This window comes from Lentzea albida (genome assembly GCF_900111005.1).
GTDB lineage: Bacteria > Actinomycetota > Actinomycetes > Mycobacteriales > Pseudonocardiaceae > Lentzea > Lentzea albida.
Genome location: NZ_FOFV01000009.1, coordinates 286,697 through 303,007, shown reverse-complemented (window position 1 = coordinate 303,007; position 16,311 = coordinate 286,697). Strand labels below are relative to the sequence as shown.

10 protein-coding genes are annotated in these 16,311 nt (G+C 71.1%); all 10 read left to right on the top strand.

Translation table 11 applies throughout. The features are described from left to right. Nucleotides 1-59 precede the first annotated feature (59 nt). The 10 genes from BMY74_RS46680 (at nucleotide 60) to eccD (ending at nucleotide 16,309) form a co-directional block, all read left to right on the top strand. Nucleotides 60-182 carry a hypothetical protein gene (locus BMY74_RS46680; protein WP_281244999.1) on the top strand — a complete coding sequence of 41 codons (123 nt, stop codon included), beginning with the start codon at nucleotides 60-62 and terminating at the stop codon, nucleotides 180-182. Further along, nucleotides 182-2,476 (top strand): XRE family transcriptional regulator, encoded by a 2,295-nt coding sequence (locus BMY74_RS23850; protein WP_089919644.1) that lies wholly within the window; start codon nucleotides 182-184, stop codon nucleotides 2,474-2,476. The genes BMY74_RS46680 and BMY74_RS23850 overlap by 1 nt, the downstream gene beginning before the upstream one ends. Before the next feature lie 50 nt (nucleotides 2,477-2,526). Then, entirely contained in the window at nucleotides 2,527-4,758 is a 2,232-nt protein-coding gene (locus BMY74_RS23845; protein WP_089919643.1) for an ATP-binding protein, read from the top strand. Nucleotides 4,759-4,863: 105 nt separating this feature from the next. Further along, nucleotides 4,864-5,520 carry an ESX secretion-associated protein EspG gene (locus tag BMY74_RS23840; protein ID WP_089919641.1) on the top strand — a complete coding sequence of 219 codons (657 nt, stop codon included), beginning with the start codon at nucleotides 4,864-4,866 and terminating at the stop codon, nucleotides 5,518-5,520. Between the two features lie 349 nt (nucleotides 5,521-5,869). Beyond that, nucleotides 5,870-6,190 (top strand): WXG100 family type VII secretion target, encoded by a 321-nt coding sequence (locus BMY74_RS23835; protein WP_089919639.1) that lies wholly within the window; start codon nucleotides 5,870-5,872, stop codon nucleotides 6,188-6,190. 45 nt (nucleotides 6,191-6,235) lie between these two features. Next, on the top strand, nucleotides 6,236-6,538 hold the full coding sequence (locus tag BMY74_RS23830) for a WXG100 family type VII secretion target (protein WP_143091682.1): 303 nt from the start codon (nucleotides 6,236-6,238) through the stop codon (nucleotides 6,536-6,538). Nucleotides 6,539-6,609: 71 nt separating this feature from the next. After that, nucleotides 6,610-7,212: a hypothetical protein gene (locus tag BMY74_RS23825; RefSeq protein WP_089919636.1), complete on the top strand. Its 603-nt coding sequence runs from the start codon at nucleotides 6,610-6,612 to the stop codon at nucleotides 7,210-7,212. Nucleotides 7,213-7,302: 90 nt separating this feature from the next. Then, a complete protein-coding gene (locus tag BMY74_RS23820) occupies nucleotides 7,303-10,881 on the top strand; it encodes a WXG100 family type VII secretion target (RefSeq protein WP_089919633.1) in 3,579 nt (1,192 codons plus the stop codon). After that, nucleotides 10,878-14,909: a type VII secretion protein EccCa gene (gene eccCa, locus BMY74_RS23815; RefSeq protein ID WP_089919630.1), complete on the top strand. Its 4,032-nt coding sequence runs from the start codon at nucleotides 10,878-10,880 to the stop codon at nucleotides 14,907-14,909. The genes BMY74_RS23820 and eccCa overlap by 4 nt, the downstream gene beginning before the upstream one ends. After that, on the top strand, nucleotides 14,906-16,309 hold the full coding sequence (gene eccD / locus BMY74_RS23810) for a type VII secretion integral membrane protein EccD (RefSeq protein WP_089919627.1): 1,404 nt from the start codon (nucleotides 14,906-14,908) through the stop codon (nucleotides 16,307-16,309). The genes eccCa and eccD overlap by 4 nt, the downstream gene beginning before the upstream one ends. Nucleotides 16,310-16,311: the final 2 nt, after the last annotated feature.

Below are 16,311 nucleotides of genomic sequence, written 5' to 3'. Positions count from 1 at the left end.
ATCGATCATGGTGTGGACGTGCAGAGTGAATTCACCCCACAAGGCGCCACGGTGCCCTCGTGGAACTGATGGCACGAGTATTTTACCTGGTTGAAGGCTCTGTCCGCGTCGATGCCGATCTTCTCGGCAGTCATCATCCGGGCGAACATCAAGGAATTATCAAGCCGCTGTTCTATGTCTAATGCTGACCGTGAGCGTCCCGGATGATGCGATTCCCGCCTTCGGTCAGATGCTGCTCGGACTCCGGCGGGCGTCCGGTTTGTCCCAGGCCGATCTCGCCCGTTCGTCGGGGATGAGCGTGCGCGCCCTGCGGGACCTGGAACGGGGCAGGGCGAGCTCGGCCCAGGAGCGCTCGGCCGCGGTGCTGGCGGACGCCCTCGACCTGACCGGCGAGGACCGGGAGGTCTTCCTGACGCTCGCCAGGGAGGGTCGTCGCCGCACGGCCAAGCCCGTCGACCCCACCATGCTCCACTCGCTGCCCGCGGTCACCGAGCTCGTCGGCAGGGAACGGGAGCTGTGCGAGCTGATCGGGCTCGGCACCGCGGAACCCGCCGGCGTCGTCGTGGTCACCGGGCCGCCCGGTGTCGGCAAGACCTCGCTCGCCGTCGCGGCGGCGCACCGGCTGGCCGCCCACTTCCCCGATGGCTGTCTCGCGGTCGACCTGGGCGGTTCCGGTGACCGGCCGAGGGCGGCGGACGAGGCGCTGGAGCGGATGCTGCGGGCCCTCGGCGTGCCCGCCAGGGGTGTTCCCGAGTCCGCGGCGGACCGCGTCGAGCTGTTCCGTGCACTGCTGCGCGACCGGCGGGTGCTCGTGCTGCTGGACAACGCCGTCGACGAGGCGCACGTGCGGCCGCTGCTCGGCACGGGCAACCGCGGCGTGACCCTGGTGACGTGCCGCCGCGTCCTGGCCGGCCTGACGAGCGCGAGCTGGGTCTCGCTCTCGCCGCTGACGACGGAGAGCGGGGTGGCCCTGCTCGCCTCCATCGCGGGCCACGACGTCGTGTGCGGGGAACCGGGTGCGGCCGCCGAGCTGGTGACGCTGTGCGGGAACCTGCCGCTGGCGATCCGCATCGCGGGCAACCGGCTGGCTACGCGGCCGCACTGGTCGCTGTCCTACCTCGTGTCGCAGCTGCGCGACGAGCGGATGCGGCTCAGCTCCCTGTCGGCGGGCGACCTCCAGCTGCGCTCCGCGTTCGAGGTGTCGTTCAGGCGGCTGTCCCCGATCGCCCGCCGGGTGCTCCGGCGCCTCGCGGTGATCCCCGGCGAGCACTTCGACGAGGCGCTCGCCGCGGTGGCCACGGGTGCGCCGCAGCCGGAGGTCGGCGCACTGCTCGACGAACTGGTCGAGGCGTCCCTGCTGGACACCGCGCGGGCGCCGGGACGCCTGCGGTTCCACAACCTGCTGCGGCTCTTCGCCGGCGAGCGGCTGGCCCAGGAGGAAGCGGAGGACGTGCGCGAGCAGCTGCGCGACCGTACCCTCCGGCACCTGCTGGGCATGGCGACGGCCGCGGGTGCGTCCGTGTTCCAAGGCCCGCCTGACGCGGACGGTTCGCCGTTCTCCTCGCAGGCGAACGCGGGGGACTGGTTGGTGCGGGAGGGCACGAACTGGTCGGCCGCGCAGCGCGAGGCGGCGGCGCTGGGCTGGCACGCCGAGGTGCTCGGTCTGGCGCGGGCCATGCACTGGTTCGCGGACAGCCAGGAGTTCGACTACCGCTGGGACGAGGTCTACCGGCTCGGTCTCGAGGCCGCGCGGCGGCTCGGTGACCAGGTGGCCGAGGTGGACATGCTCAACCAGCTCGGCTGGGCGCAGTACATGTGCCGCAACGACAACGAGCTCGCCCTCTGCACCAGCTCGCGTGCGCTGGCGCTCGCGGAGGAGATCGGCGACCAGCGCGGGAAGGTGTTCGCGCACTGCTACCTCGGCGTCGAGCTGACCCGGCTCGGGAAGGTCGAGGAGGGCATGGCCCACCTGCGCGTGGCCCACGAGATGTCGGCGGAGTACGGCTTCTTCGAGATGCGGTACTGGATGCGCAGCACCCTCGGTGTCGCTCTCCAGGAGGCTGGCCGCTACGAGGACGCGCTGGCGGTGCACCAGGCCCTGCTCACCGAGGCGCACGAGCACCGGCACGAGGCCGACCAGGAAATGGTGCGCTGGGTGATGATGCTGTTGACGGAGAACATCGGTCTCTGCCTCACCGGTCTCGGCCGGTGGCGGGAGGCGGCCGAGAGCCACCACGAGGCGCGCCGGCTGTCCGCCGAGAACGAGTCGACCCACCACGAGGCGGACCAGGCGGTCAGGGAGGGACTCGCGTGGCGCGCGGCAGGGGAACCGGACCGCGCCCGGCGCTGCCTGCTCTCCGCCCGTGCGCTGCTGGACGGCCCGGTCTCCCGCGCCGATCGGGACCGGGTGGACGCCGAGCTGACCGCGCTGGTGGAGCACCACGAATCCGGGTGTGATGGAAACGGACTGGTCTGAACGGGTGTAGGTGTCTCGATCGGCTCAGAGCGGGCGGCTACGTTCACCTCGTGCGCGACTCGGGTGGCCAGACGACTTTTGGTGAGCTGTTGCTGGGGTACCGGCGTGCCGCTGGGCTGAGCCAGCTGGGTTTGGCGGAGCGGTCGGGCATCAGCGTGCGGGCGTTGCGGGAGCTGGAGCAGGGGCGGGCCCGTGCGGCGCAGCGCCGGTCGGCCGAGGTGCTGGCGGACGCTTTCGGGCTGGGCGCCGAGGAGCGTGAGGAGTTCCTGCGGGTCGCGGAACACGGACGCAGGCGGCGGTCTTCGCTGCCGGCCGCCGGCTCGGCCGAGATGCCGCCGCTGCCCTCCCACCCGGTCGGGCGGGTAGCGGACCTCGAAGAGCTGCAACGGCTGTTGCAGGCGAACCCGACGGTGGCGATCGTGGGGCAGCCCGGCGTGGGCAAGACCGTCCTGGCGGCGTACGCGGCGCACCTCAGGCGCGAGGACTTCCCCGACGGCTGCCTGGCCGTCGACCTGCGCGGGATGGACGAGCGGCCGCTGTCCGCGGAGGTCGTGTTCGACCGGTTGCTCCAGGCGCTGGGCGTGGGACCGGGAAACGTCCCCGCGATGGTGGACGAGCAGTCGAGCCGGTACCGGGCGCTGCTGGAGAAGCGGAAGGTGCTGGTGCTGCTGGACAACGCCGCCTCGGAGGCCCAGGTCCGGCCGTTCCTCGCGGCGGCTCCGGGCTGCCGGACGCTCGTGACGTGCCGCCGGACGCTGGCGGGGCTCGAGGGTGTGCGGTGGTTGCACCTGGAACCGTTCGACGACGGGGACGCGGAGGCGTTGCTGCAGGCCGTCGTCGGGGTGGACCGGGTGCGGGCAGAGCCCGGTGTGGCGGGCGAGCTGATCGAGCTGTGCGGGAACCTGCCGCTGGCGTTGCGGATCGCGGCGAACCGGCTGGCGAGCCGGCCGCACTGGACGTTGAGGTACCTCGTGGGCCAGTTGCGTGACGAGCGGACGAGGCTGTCGTCGTTGTCCGCAGGCGACCTGCAGGTGCGGTCGGCGTTCGAGGTGTCCTACCGGGGGCTGTCACCGGAGGGCCGGACGTTGTTCCGGCGGCTGGCGGCGGTGCCGGGCGCGGACTTCGGCGTGGAGCTGACCCAGGTCGTCGGAAGCCTGACGGAGTCGGAGGCCTTCGGCCAGCTCGACGAGCTGGTGGACGCGAGCATGGTGCTGGCCGGTCCGGCGGAGGGCCGGTTCCGGTTCCACGACCTCCTGCGGCTGTTCGCGCGTGAGCGCTGGGAGGCTGAGCACGACGAGGCCGACCGCGCGCTGACGACCGAAGCGGTGGTGGAGCACCTGCTGGACATGGCGACCGCGGCGGGGAGGAGGTTCTCGCCGGAGGAACCCGCGAACGAGGTCTTCGACACGCTGGACGAGGCGCGGTCGTGGCTGGAGCAGGAGCGGTCGAGCTGGCTGGCCGCGTTCCGGCAAGCGGTGCGCACGGGCTGGCACAGCGAGGTGCTGACGCTCGCGCAGGCGATGCACTGGTACTCCGACGACCGCTGGCAGGTGGTCGAGTGGGTCGAGGTCTTCGGCGCCGGTGTCGAGGCGGCACGGGCGCTGGGCGACGTGACCGCCGAGGCGCAGCAGCTCAACTTCCTGGGGTGGGCGCATTCCATGGTGGCCGACACCAAGGCCGCGCTGGAACAGCACCTGCTCGCCCTGGGCCGCGCCGAGGTGGCCGGCGACCGGCTGGAACGGATGTGGGCGCTGGCCTACGCCTCCTACTTCGAGTACTCCCAGGTCGACCGCGCCACGGCGATGGAGCACGCACGGGAGTCCGTGGAACTCGCCGCCTCCTACGACTTCTGGGCCGTGCAGCTGCCGGTCCGATACCGGTTCGGTGCGCTGCTGTTGCTCGACGGACAGCACGAGCAGGCGCTTGCTCTCATGGAGGCGCTGCACGAGGAAGCGGTGCGCCGCGGCCAGGCGGGCGAGGAGACGAAGTCCCGCAACCGCCTGACGGCCATTCTCGTCGAGGGGATGGCCCGCTGCCTGCACGCGATGGGCCGGTGCGACCAGGCCGTGCCGCTGTTCGCGCGGTCCCGCGTCATGCAGCAGGAGGTGGGGGCCACGGGGCTTGCGGCCGATGCGGCGCTGTGGGAGGGCCGGTGCTGCATCGACGCGGGTGCGCTCGACGAGGCGCGCGAGCTGCTCGAGTACGCGTGGACCGTCTTCGACGAGATGGCGATGCCGACCCGCTGCGCCAACGTGGAGATGGAGCTGGCCCGGATCTCTTGACCTCATCGCCCGTTTTCTGACCGGGTGGGAAGGACCGGGCGATCGAACGGGCTCAAACACGGGCGGCGGACTGCACGGCGGCCCGTCGCGGTGTTGACTCGTGGGATGCGCATGCCGCAGTTCCCGCTGTCGACGTACGACTTCGAGGTGCTGTGGGCGGACGTCTGCCCCGGCCCGATGCCGTACCCCCTGATGGTCCCGAAGACCGGGGGGTGGTCCCAGTGCGGTGCCGTGCTGGTCGAAGAGGTCTACCGGGAGCTGGTCAACCGGGGCCTGGCCGACCGCGGGCACCGCGCGGACGCCCGCCTCACCCGGATGCTGCACCTGCTCGGGGACTACCGCGAGGCCGTCGACCTGGTCGCCTTCGTGGGGTACCCGCTGCAGGCGCTCGCCGCTCGCGGTGCGGACGACGCCGTTCTCGCCGTGCTCGCCGGCGGTGAGCTGTGGCTGTCCTCGATCAGGCCCGACGAGCTGGCCGAGGCGATCACCGACCTGTTGTCGGAGAGCCGCTGGTCCGCTGCTCGCTCGGGTGCCGCGGACGGACCTCCCGCGACCGGCCGGATCGGGTTCTCCGGTCGTGGCCTGCCCTCTGCCCTCCCCGCTCTCACGTGGTGCGGCACGGACGGCGAGCACTACCTCGTGGCGGAGACCGGGTCGAGCGAAGCCGAGCTGATGGCGCACGACCACGTCACGCGCAGGGTCGGCGAACTGCTCGCGTCATGCGACGTCGGCGAACCGGCACCGGTGACGTCCTGGGTGTGATGTCCTGGGCGTCCGGTGGGAAGAGCGCCGGATTCGGTCTTTCGCCCGTGCGCGATCTTTCGCTGTTCTCATTGCTTTTCGCGCATTCACATCGGTGTCCCCGGTGAATGGTGAAGTGGCGCCGGTCGGTTGACTGCAAACGCTTTTGTCCGGATCCGGACAAGCCCGTCACCTGCGGTTCACCGAAGGTGAGGGCGAACGCGCCACCAAAGGTGTGTGGAAGGGAAAGAACGTCCGCAGAGTGCTGATCGGCCCGGCGAGTGGGAGCAAGCTCGTCTGCGGCGGGGCGCTGCTTGAGCAAGCTTCGTTTGTCAGCGACCACTAGCTCGTTCACATAGGGAGACAGCCAATGGCCGGAGTGTCAACTACTACCCCGGGAATGCAGGCGGCGGCAGGCCACCTCGGCAACACGCAGAACGTGGCCAAGAGCGGTGTCCAGACCGTCGGCGACGCGCTCGGTGCCCTGAAGTCGACGTGGAGCGGTGACGCCTCCACGGCCTTCGACACCTCGATGCGGGCCTGGATGGACGACTGCACGTTCATCGTGAACAAGCTCGGCGAGATGATCGAGGTCATGAACGGCAACCGGCAGGTCATCACCGCCGGTGAGAGCTCCAACACCGAGACCGCGTCGAACATCCCCGTCGGTCCGGGTCTGGCCGGCCTCTGATCGCCGCCCCACCCCACCCCGCTCAGCCACTGAAAGGACAGTGCTTTGCCCACTTACACCTTTGACCGCGGCATGGCGGACTCGGTCCGCGACCAGATGGCCGCGGTCACCAAGCGCCTGCAGACCGAGCTGGAGAGCATGCACCAGCAGATCCTCCAGAGCCTGGGGGACTGGCAGGACGGCGCCAAGGACCAGTACATGGTCGCGAAGTCCCAGTGGGACGCCGCCGCCGCGCGCATGCCGCACAGCCTGAACTCGGCCGAGGTCGCCCTCAACAACATCACCGGCGGCTACCTCAAGATCGAGCACACCGGCATGAACGCCTGGGGCGGCTACAGCGTGAAGTAAGCCCCCGGGGCGTCGCCGGACGTCCCGGCGACGCCCCCGTTCCGCTGTGACACCGATCGAAGAGAAGGGCTGTGACCATGCCGGGTACCACGCGGCAGCTGACCGAGGACGAGAAGAAGACGGTCGTGGACCGCATCGAGAAGAAGGAGTCGTACGAGGAGGCCAAGAAGAACCCCGAGGAGTACGACGCCAAGGGGCCCAGGGACGGTCTCGGCGACTGGGGCGGTCCCGAGGGGGAGCACTTCGCGAACAAGTACCCGCCGCCCAAGGTGCCGCGCAACAAGGACCACTCCGGCCGCGGCATCCGCGTCAGCACCGAGGCGCTGAAGACGTTCGCCACCAACATCCGCTCCCTGATCCCGACCCTCAAGACCGCGCTGGAGCAGATCGAGAAGGTCAAGGTCGCTCCCGGCATCTTCTACGACGCGCACCAGCTGCAGGTGAAGGTCATCAGCGGCGGTGAGGGCACGGCGATCCAGCCCACGACCCGCGAGTTCCTCCGCAGGAGCATCGACGCGATCACGACGGTCGCCGACGAGCTCGAGAAGCTCGCGCGCGCCTACGACACCGCCGAGGAGCTCAACGCCGCCACCGGCAAGGACCTCAACGAGCACATCGCGGGTGCGAGGGCCGAGGTCAGCAAGGCGATCAGCGGAGCAACCCCCGCCTCCTAGGGCGTCGTCCGAGCAACGGCCTCCCCGGCGTCGCGTCCCACCCCTGTCGGCCCTGCGGGCAGTGCACCCGCGCAACACGAAGGCACCACCATGGCTGAAGATCCGCCCAAGCCCGGCGGCCAGGAAGTCGAAGTCAAGGACAACGGTGCCGTGGTGGCGACCGGTGACGGGTCTGGTTCGTCCACATCGGACTACGACTCGTGGGGCTGGAAAGAGATCATGGCCCGCATCACCGGGTCGGCCGCGATCGGTGCCGAGGAGCGCACCGAGCTGGGGACGAGCGCCGCCTCGGACCCGCAGACGCTGTGGGACGCCGCGCTGAGCTTCCGCATGGTCAAGGAGATCCTCGCCTCCACGGGCAGGAGCATCGCCGAGCAGGCCAAGGCGCTGGGCGGAGAGGGCGGCCCGTGGCAGGGCGAGGCGTCCAAGGCCTTCATGGGCCTGATGGAGGAGTTCTCCAAGTCGTTCACCGCCCACGCCACGCAGATCGACGGCGGCTCGGCCCGGCTCTCCCCGGTGCCCGAACAGCTGTGGGCGGCGGGCAACCACCTCGCGTGGGCGATCAAGACGGTCCACGACATCGACCAGTTCTACGCCCGTGAGGCGCAGCGCATCGCCGCGATCAAGGGCGAGGACGTCATCATCGAGAGCGACAAGGGAAACCTCGTCCACATCAGCAAGTTCCCCGAGATCGTCAAGCTGCTCGACCGCGACATGCGGCAGGTGCTGAAGACCCTCGCGGCGGAGTACGAGAAGCAGTCCTACGACACCACGCTGACCACCATCCCGAAGCCGGACCCGTTGGGTGGTGGGCCCGACTCGAAGCCCCCGAAGATCAAGGTCCCGCCGCCACCCGAGATCAAGATCCCGCCGCCGCCCAAGATCAAGACTCCGCCACCGGCCAAGATCGAGGTCCCGCCGCCACCGAAGTCCGAGATCCCGCCGCCGCCCAGGGGCAAGGGCCCGGACGTACCCGAGATCAAGACGCCGGAGATCCCCGAGGTCAAGTCCCCGGAGATCCCCAAGGCGAACATGCCGGAGATCCCGGGCTTCAAGCCGTCGGACATGCCCGGCGGCAACGCCTTCGGCGGTGCCGGTGGTCCCGGGGACTTCTCCGCCGTGCCGCCGCCGGGCGAGTTCGACCCGAGCGGCCTGGGCGGTCCCGGTTCCGGGCCCGGTGGCTCCGGCGCGGAGATGCCCAAGCCCGGCGAGTTCACCCCCGGGTCGGGACCCGGCGGTCTCGACAACGGCCTCATGCCGCCGGGGTCGGGCGGTGGGGGCGTGCCCTCACCGAACTCGTTCAAGCCGGGTGACTTCAACGCTGCCCAGCTCCCCGGTGGCAAGTCCGCCGGCGGGAACGTGCCGCCGCCCGACTTCAAGCCGGGCGAGTTCAAGCCCGGTACCGGTCCCGGCGGGGGTGGCCTGCCCGGCGGTCAGGGGGCGGTTCCGCCTCCCGGTTCGTTCGTGAGCTCCAGGCCGCCGGCGTCCGGTCGTGGCGGGAACACGCCTGTTCCCAACGTGCCCAAGCCCGGTGAGTTCAAGCCGGGGGACTTCAAGCCGAGTGAGTTCCCCGGTGGGAAGACGCCGCCCGGTGGCGAGGTCGCGCCTCCCGGCGGCTTCAAGCCGGGTGAGTTCAAACCCGGCGACTTCACGCCGGGTGAGTTCAAGCCGAGCGAATTCCCCGGCGGCAAGGTGTCGCCCGGTGCTGGTCAAGGTGCGCCTCCGGCTGACTTCACGCCGGGCGAGTTCAAGCCGGGCGAGGTACCGAGCCCGCAGGACTGGACCGCGGGCAAGGGTTCGGGCGCGTCGAACGACGACCGCAACGGCCTCGGCGGCGGCGGGATGCCGATGATGCCGCCCGGCGCGCCTGGCGCGGGTACCGGCGGCGGCTCGGGTGGCGGGGAACGTCCGGACGCCTCCGGTCTGATCGGTGGCGAGGTCAAGCCGTGGGAGGGCTCGAAGACCCCCGGCCTGGGCGACCCGCACGGCAATGTCCCCGAGCTCCCGTCGACTCCGGAGGAATGGGCTTCGTCCCAGCGCAACACCCCCTCGCTACCCGGCAGCATGACCGGTGGCGGGATGCCCGGTGGGATGCCGATGATGCCGCCTGGTGCGGGTACCGGTGGTGGTGCGGGTGCTGCGGAGCGTCCGGATGCCGCTGGTCTGATCGGCGGAGAGGTCAAGCCGTGGGAGGGCGTTGACGCTCCTGGTCTGGGTGAGCCGCAGGCGATCGGCCAGGTCGGCGGTAAGCCGGAGGAGTGGGCTTCATCGCAGGGCAACGGCTCTGAAATGCCCGGTGTCGGCATGCCCGGCGGTGGGATGCCGGGTGGGATGCCGATGATGCCGCCGGGTGCGCCTGGTGCGGGTACCGGTGGTGGTGCGGGTGCTGCGGAGCGCCCGGATGCCGCCGGCTTGATCGGCGGGGAGGCCAAGCCCTGGGAGGGCGTCGAGTTGCCCGGTGTCGGTGACCCGGACACGGCCGGCCAGGAGAAGAGCACGCCGGAGCAGTGGAGCGCGGCACCGCAGAGCGCCGTTCAGCCTGGTGCCGGCTCGCCGATGATGCCGCCCATGCCGATGGCGCCCGGACAGGGCGGCGGTGCGGGTGGTGCCGGCGCGGCCGAACGCTCGGACGCGTCCGGACTCGTGGACGGTGAGACGGCTCCGTGGGAGCACGCGTCCGCGGTGCCCACCGGTGATCCGGGTGGTGCGGAGGCGCCGCGTGGGCGGCCGGAGCCGTGGACGCAGGACGGGCCGTGGACGCAGGCGCCCGGAGTTCCCGCAGCCCACGTTCCGGGGTCGGAGGTCCTGGTGCCACAGGTTCCGACGGCCGGAGTCGTGGTGCCGCAGGTTCCCGCGGCCCACGGTCCGGCGCCCGAGGTCCTGGTCCCACAGGTTCCCGCGCCCGAAGTTCCCGCGGCTCACGCTCCGGGGCAGGAGGTCCTGGTGCCACAGGCACCTGTCCCCGAGCACCCGGTGGCCCACCCTGCCGCGCCTCAGGCGTCGGCGCCCCCGGTTCCGGTGCTGCCGATCATCCCGGCGATCCCGCCGGTGCCGGCAGCTCCGCTCACCGCGGCGACCCCGCAGACTCCGGTCACCCCAGCGGCTCCGGCAACCCCGGCAGCCCCGGCGGGTCCGGGCGAGAGGCGCCGCGAAGAGGCCCTCGTAGGCGAGCCACTGCCCATCACCGAAATCCCGACCGGACCACCACCGGCCGAGCCGCTGATCACCCCCTTCGACGATGACCGCGTGGCGCTCGTCCACGCCGGCGGGGAAGAGGACTTCAGCGCGTGGGACGCCGGGGCGTCGGGTGGTCTGCCCTGGCTGCCCACCGCCGCCGCACTGCGCGAGGAGAGCGCGCCGGAGAAGCCCGACTACACGCTGCGCGACTCGGCGGCATGGGGCCATAGCGCCGGACGTGAGGGGGTTGTGCGGTTGCAGGCGGAGACGACTGCCCGGCCGATCGAGATGTCGTCCTACCTGCCCCGGTTCGACCCGAACGTGTCGGGCCTGGGGTGCGCCGGCCTCGACGCCCCCGAGGACGAGGAGCCGGTGAACGACGACGAGCAGGACGAGGAGGACGAGCGCACGTCGGCTGACCTGCTCAAGCAGGACACCGGGGTGTGGGCGGACAGCGGCAGGACGAAGGCGGCGCCGGGGGTGATCGAATGAGCACCGTCACGGCGAAGCGGGCGCCGCGCGCCGAGGGGCCCCCGATGCCGGAGGGCCAGGAGGAGCTCCAGGAACCGCCGGTGATGCCCGAACCCGCCGTGCGCGACTTCAGCTCGGTGCTGATGTTCCTGCCCATGGCGCTCGGGCCGATCGCCATGATCCTGATCTTCTCGTCCATGGGCTCCGGCGGCGGATCGCCGTTCATCTTCATCATGGCCGGCGCGATGTCGATCGGCATGGTCGCGATGGCGATCAACCAGCTCTTCCGCAACGCGGGGGAGCGCAAGCGCAAGCTCGACGCGGAACGCCGCGACTACCTGCGCTACATCGGGCAGTTGCGGCGCCGGGCCAGGGAGACGAGCAACGAGCAGCGCGCGGCCGTCGCGTGGGACAACCCCGACCCGGCGTGGCTGTGGTCGGTCGCCACCGGGCCGCGGCTGTGGGAACGGCGGGGCAGCCACGACGACTTCGCCCGCGTGCGGATCGGGCTCGGCACCCAGCAGGCTGCCATGGAGTTCCTGCCGCCGTCGACCAAGCCGATCGAGGACCTCGAACCGCTGTCGGCGATCTCGCTGCGGCGCTTCAGCGAGACCTACCGGACCGTCACCGGCATCCCGATCTCGGTGGGGCTGCGCAGCTTCACGAGCGTCGAGCTCGCCGGCGAACCGGACGCCGTCGTCGGCCTGGTGCGCGCGATGGTCGGTCAGCTGGTCACCTTCCACGCGCCGGACGAGCTGCGGATCGCCGTGCTGACCGCGCCCTCGAACCAGGCGGACTGGGACTGGGTGAAGTGGCTGCCGCACCTCGCGCACCCCACCGCCCGCGACGCCGCCGGCCCGTTGCGGATGCTCACCTGCGACCACGACGAGCTGGTCGACCTGCTCGGCAAGGACGTCACGGACCGCGGCGACCACGACAAGTCCGTCCTGCCCGGTGTGGTGGAACCGTTCGTGGTGGTCGTCGCGCACCTGGCGTCGATCCCGGAGCACTCCCCGCTGCTCGGTCCCGGCCTGCGCAACACGGTGTTGCTCGACGCCACCGGTGCGCTGCCCGGTGGTGCGAAGGTGCTGCGGCTCACCTGCCGCGACGGCGAGGTCACGTACCCGGTCGGAGAGGAGACCGGTACGGCACAGCACGACTCGTTCGGCGTGGTGCAGGCCGACGCGCTCGCCCGGTTGATCGCGCCGAAGCGCACCAGCGGCACGGTCGACGTCGTGGACCGTCCTTTCGAGACGGACTTCGAGCTGCCCTCGCTGCTGGGCATCCGAGACCTGCATACGTTCGACGTCAACGCGATGTGGCGGCAGAAGACGCCGCAGCGCGCCCGCCTCCAGGTGCCGATCGGCGTCACCGAGGACGGCGAGGTCGTGGAGATCGACCTCAAGGAGTCGGCGCAGGGCGGCATGGGACCGCACGGCATGCTGATCGGCGCCACCGGTTCCGGCAAGAGCGAGCTGCTGCGCACCCTGGTGTGCGGGCTCGCGGCCACGCACTCGTCGGAGACCCTGAACTTCGTCCTGGTGGACTTCAAGGGCGGCGCGACGTTCCTCAACATGGAGAAGCTGCCGCACACCTCCGCGGTGATCACCAACCTCGCCGACGAGCTCCCGCTGGTCGACCGCATGCAGGACTCGATCAACGGTGAGATGACGCGGCGCCAGGAGATCCTGCGCGAGAGCGGGTACTCGTCGCTGTTCGAGTACGAGAAGGCCCGCATGACCGGTGGTCAGCTGCCGCCGCTGCCGACGCTGCTCGTGATCGTCGACGAGTTCTCCGAGCTGCTGAGCGCCAAGCCGGAGTTCATGGACCTGTTCGTCTCGATCGGACGGTTGGGCCGCAGCCTCGGCGTGCACCTGCTGCTGGCTTCGCAACGCCTCGACGAGGGGCGCATCCACCGCGTCGAGGGCCACCTGTCCTACCGCATCGCGTTGCGCACCTTCTCCTCCATGGAGTCGCGCAGCGTCATCGGTGTCGCCGACGCCTACGAGCTGCCCCCCGGTCCGGGAAACGGGTACCTCAAGTTCGACACGACCACGTTGACGCGCTTCAAGGGCGCGTACGTGTCCGGCCCCTGCCTCACGACCGCGCCCGAGCAGGGTGCGATCAGCGGTGAGGACCGCGCGGCGGGCGAGATCGTGCCGTTCTACACCCAGCCCAGCCCGCGCGCGCACGAGCTGCGGCAGAGCGAGCCCGCGGAACCGGAGGCCAGGCAGGAGAAGGCGGAGACGCCCGCGGAGGACGCCCCGAGCGTGGTGGAGGTGCTGATCGGCAGGCTCGCCGGTGCGGGACCCGCCGCCCGCCAGGTGTGGCTGCCGCCGCTGTCCGCGTCGCCGAGCCTCGATGCCCTGCTGCCCAGCGTGGTGCCGCACCCCGAGCTCGGCATGTGCGTGGACGACCCCGGCACCCGAGGACGCCTGCGGGTGCCCGTCGGCGTGGTCGACCTGCCCTACGAGCAGCTGCGCGAGCTGCTGGTGGCCGACCTGTCCGGAGCCGACGGCCACGTCGGTGTCGTCGGCGCCCCCATGAGCGGCAAGTCCGCGTTGCTGCGCACGCTGGTCCTCGGCCTGGCGCTGACCCACACCCCGGAGGAGGTCCAGTTCTACGGGCTCGACTTCGGTGGCGGCGGCATCATGTCGATCAGCGGTCTGCCGCACGTCGGCTCGGTCGCCACCCGCATGGAACGCGACCGCGTGGTGCGCACGCTCGAAGAGGTCGTGCAGGTCATGGAGCTGCGCGAGGCGGCGTTCGCCGAGCACGGCTTCGAGTCGATGGCGGATTACCGCGCCGCACGGCACGCCGGTCGCGTGGAGGACGCCCACGGTGAGGTGTTCCTGATCATCGACGGCTGGTTCACCCTGCGCCAGGACTTCGGCGACCTGGAGACGAAGCTGACCGAGATCGCCGCCCGCGGCCTCTCCTTCGGCGTGCACCTGGTGGTGTCCTCGACGCGCTGGTCGGAGATCCGGCCGTGGTTGCGCGACGTGCTGGGCACGCGGTTCGAGCTGCGACTCGGCGACTCGATGGAGTCGGAGGTGCAGAGCCGCAAGGCCGCCACCGTGCCGAACCAGCCGGGCCGCGGCCTGACCAGCTCCGGGTTCCACTTCCTCGCCGCCCTGCCGCGGCTGGACGGGTCCTCGGCGACCGAGGACCTGGCGAGCGCCACCAAGTCCTTCGTGGAGGAGGTCCGCACCTTCTGGCCGGGCCGCAGCGCGCCCGGTGTGCGGCTGCTGCCGACCCGGCTGCCGGTCGTCGACCTGCCGAAGCCGCAGAACGGCGGCCTGAAGGTGTGCCTGGGCCTCGACGAACAGCGCCTGAACCCGGTGTGGCACGACTTCAACGCCATCCCGCACCTGTTCGTGATGGGGGACGCGGAGACCGGCAAGACCAACGCGCTGCGGCTCGTGATCCGGTCGATCGTCGAGGGTTTCCGGCCGGGTGAGGCCAAGATCCTCGTCGCCGACTCGCGCCGCGACCTCGACGACATGGTGCCGGACGAGTACAAGATCGGCCACGTGGTCAGCTCGGACGCGCTGACCGACCTCGCGACCAAGGCGGCCGTGTCGCTGCACAAGCGGGTACCGGGCCCGGACATCTCGTCCGAGCAGCTGCGCCGCCGTGACTGGTGGGAGGGGCCGCAGTTGTTCGTGGTCGTCGACGACTACGAACTGATGACCTCGGGCACCGGCATGGGCACCCCGCTCGACACGCTGCTGCCGTTGCTGGCGCAGGGCGTCCACATCGGATTCCACCTGATCGTCGCCCGCAGCAGCGCGAACGCCCTGCGCGGCATGATGGACCCGGTCATGCGCAGGCTGTGGGAGCTCGGTTCTCCCGCGCTGCTCTTCTCCTACCCCAAGGAGGAGGGCAAGTTCCTCGGCGAGGCCGCACCGCGCACCCTCCCACAGGGCCGCGCCCAGCTGGTGACGCGACGAGGCGTCAAGTTGATCCAGACCGGTCTGGTGCCGGTCGACAAGTCGCAGGACGAGCCGGCCGGTGCCGGCGCGTTCGCGCGGAACGAGGGCATGTGACGACGACCTCCGAACTCTGTCGCATCACCGTGCACGGTCCCAGCGGCAAGGCCGACCTCTCCGTGCCGGTCTCGACGACGGTGGCGGTGCTGCTGCCGACGCTGGTGCGGCACGTGGTGCGCGACCACGACCGGGGTCACGAGGGTGAGCTGTACGGCTCGTGGGTGCTGCAACGGCTCGGCGGCGCCCCGTTCGACCCGGAGGGCACGCCGGAGACGCTGGACTGGCTCGACGGCGAGCAGTTCCACCTCTCCCGCGCCGAGGACCCGTTGCCGGAGCTGGACTTCGACGACGTGGCCGAGGGAATGGCCACGGCGGTGAACCGGCAGGGCAACCGCTGGAACGAGGCGGTGAACCGGAAGCTGTTCCTCAGCCTGAGCGGGTTCGTGCTGCTCGCGATCGCCTTCTCGCTGTTCGAGAACGCGAGCGCGGTCGCGGCGACGACCACGGCCGGCGTCCTGGCGCTGGTGCTGTGCCTGGCCTCCGTGCTCGTCGCGCGCACGATCGAGGACGGCGTGCTCGCCGGGCTGGTCGGGGTGGCGGGCTGCGGGTACGCCGGACTGGCGGGCCTGATCGGTGTCGCCGGTGTGGACGGTGCGCTCGCCCTGGACCCGTACGGCGTGCTGATCTGTGGCGTCGCGCTCATGGCCACGTCGGTGGTGTTGCTGGTGGTGCAACGACTGCTCGCGCCGAAGCTGCCGATCGTCCCGTTCGGGTGTGCGGCGGTCGCGGGCGTGGCGATGGTGCTGGCGGTGTGGCTGCACCTCGGGCTGGAGCTGACCCGCCTGCAGATCGCGGCGTCGTTGATGAGCGCCTTCTTCGCGCTGCTGCTGTTCGCGCCGAAGCTCGCGACGAGGGTCGCCCGGTTGCGCGGCCCGCAGCTGCCCCGCAACGCCGACGAGATGAAGATCGACGTCGAGCCCATGCCCGCGGCGCAGGTGATCGAGCAGACCGGGACCGCCGACCGCTACCTGAGCGTGCTCGCGACGGGGGCGTCCGCCGTGCTCGCCGTCGGGTTCGTCTACCTGGTGGCGGACCCCGGCTGGCTCGACTACACGCTGAGCGGGCTCTTCGCGGCACTGGTGCTGCTGCGCTCACGCGAGTTCCTGAACGTCGGCCAGCGCACGTCCCTCGCGCTGGCCGGCACCTGGGGCGCGGTGCTGCCCGCACTGCACATGTTGTCCGGGATGAGCGACCTGGAGCGCCTCTTCGGCGTGCTGATGCTGTTCGCCGCCGCCCTGCTGCTCGTGCTGGCGGCGCTGCGCCCGTCCTACCGCCGGGTGCTGCCGATCTGGCCGCACCTGAGCGACGTCGTGGAGAACCTGCTCTGCCTCGCGCTGGTGCCGCTCGTCCTGCACGCACTGGGCCTCTTCGCCTGGGCCCGCGGACTGGCGGGGTGAGC

Coding starts and splice junctions, on each gene's coding strand:
- BMY74_RS23835 (WP_089919639.1), top strand. CDS start 5,870: ATGGCCGGAGTGTCAACTACTACCCCGGGAATGCAGGCGGCGGCAGGC.
- BMY74_RS23840 (WP_089919641.1), top strand. CDS start 4,864: ATGCGCATGCCGCAGTTCCCGCTGTCGACGTACGACTTCGAGGTGCTG.
- eccCa (WP_089919630.1), top strand. CDS start 10,878: ATGAGCACCGTCACGGCGAAGCGGGCGCCGCGCGCCGAGGGGCCCCCG.
- BMY74_RS23850 (WP_089919644.1), top strand. CDS start 182: ATGCTGACCGTGAGCGTCCCGGATGATGCGATTCCCGCCTTCGGTCAG.
- BMY74_RS23820 (WP_089919633.1), top strand. CDS start 7,303: ATGGCTGAAGATCCGCCCAAGCCCGGCGGCCAGGAAGTCGAAGTCAAG.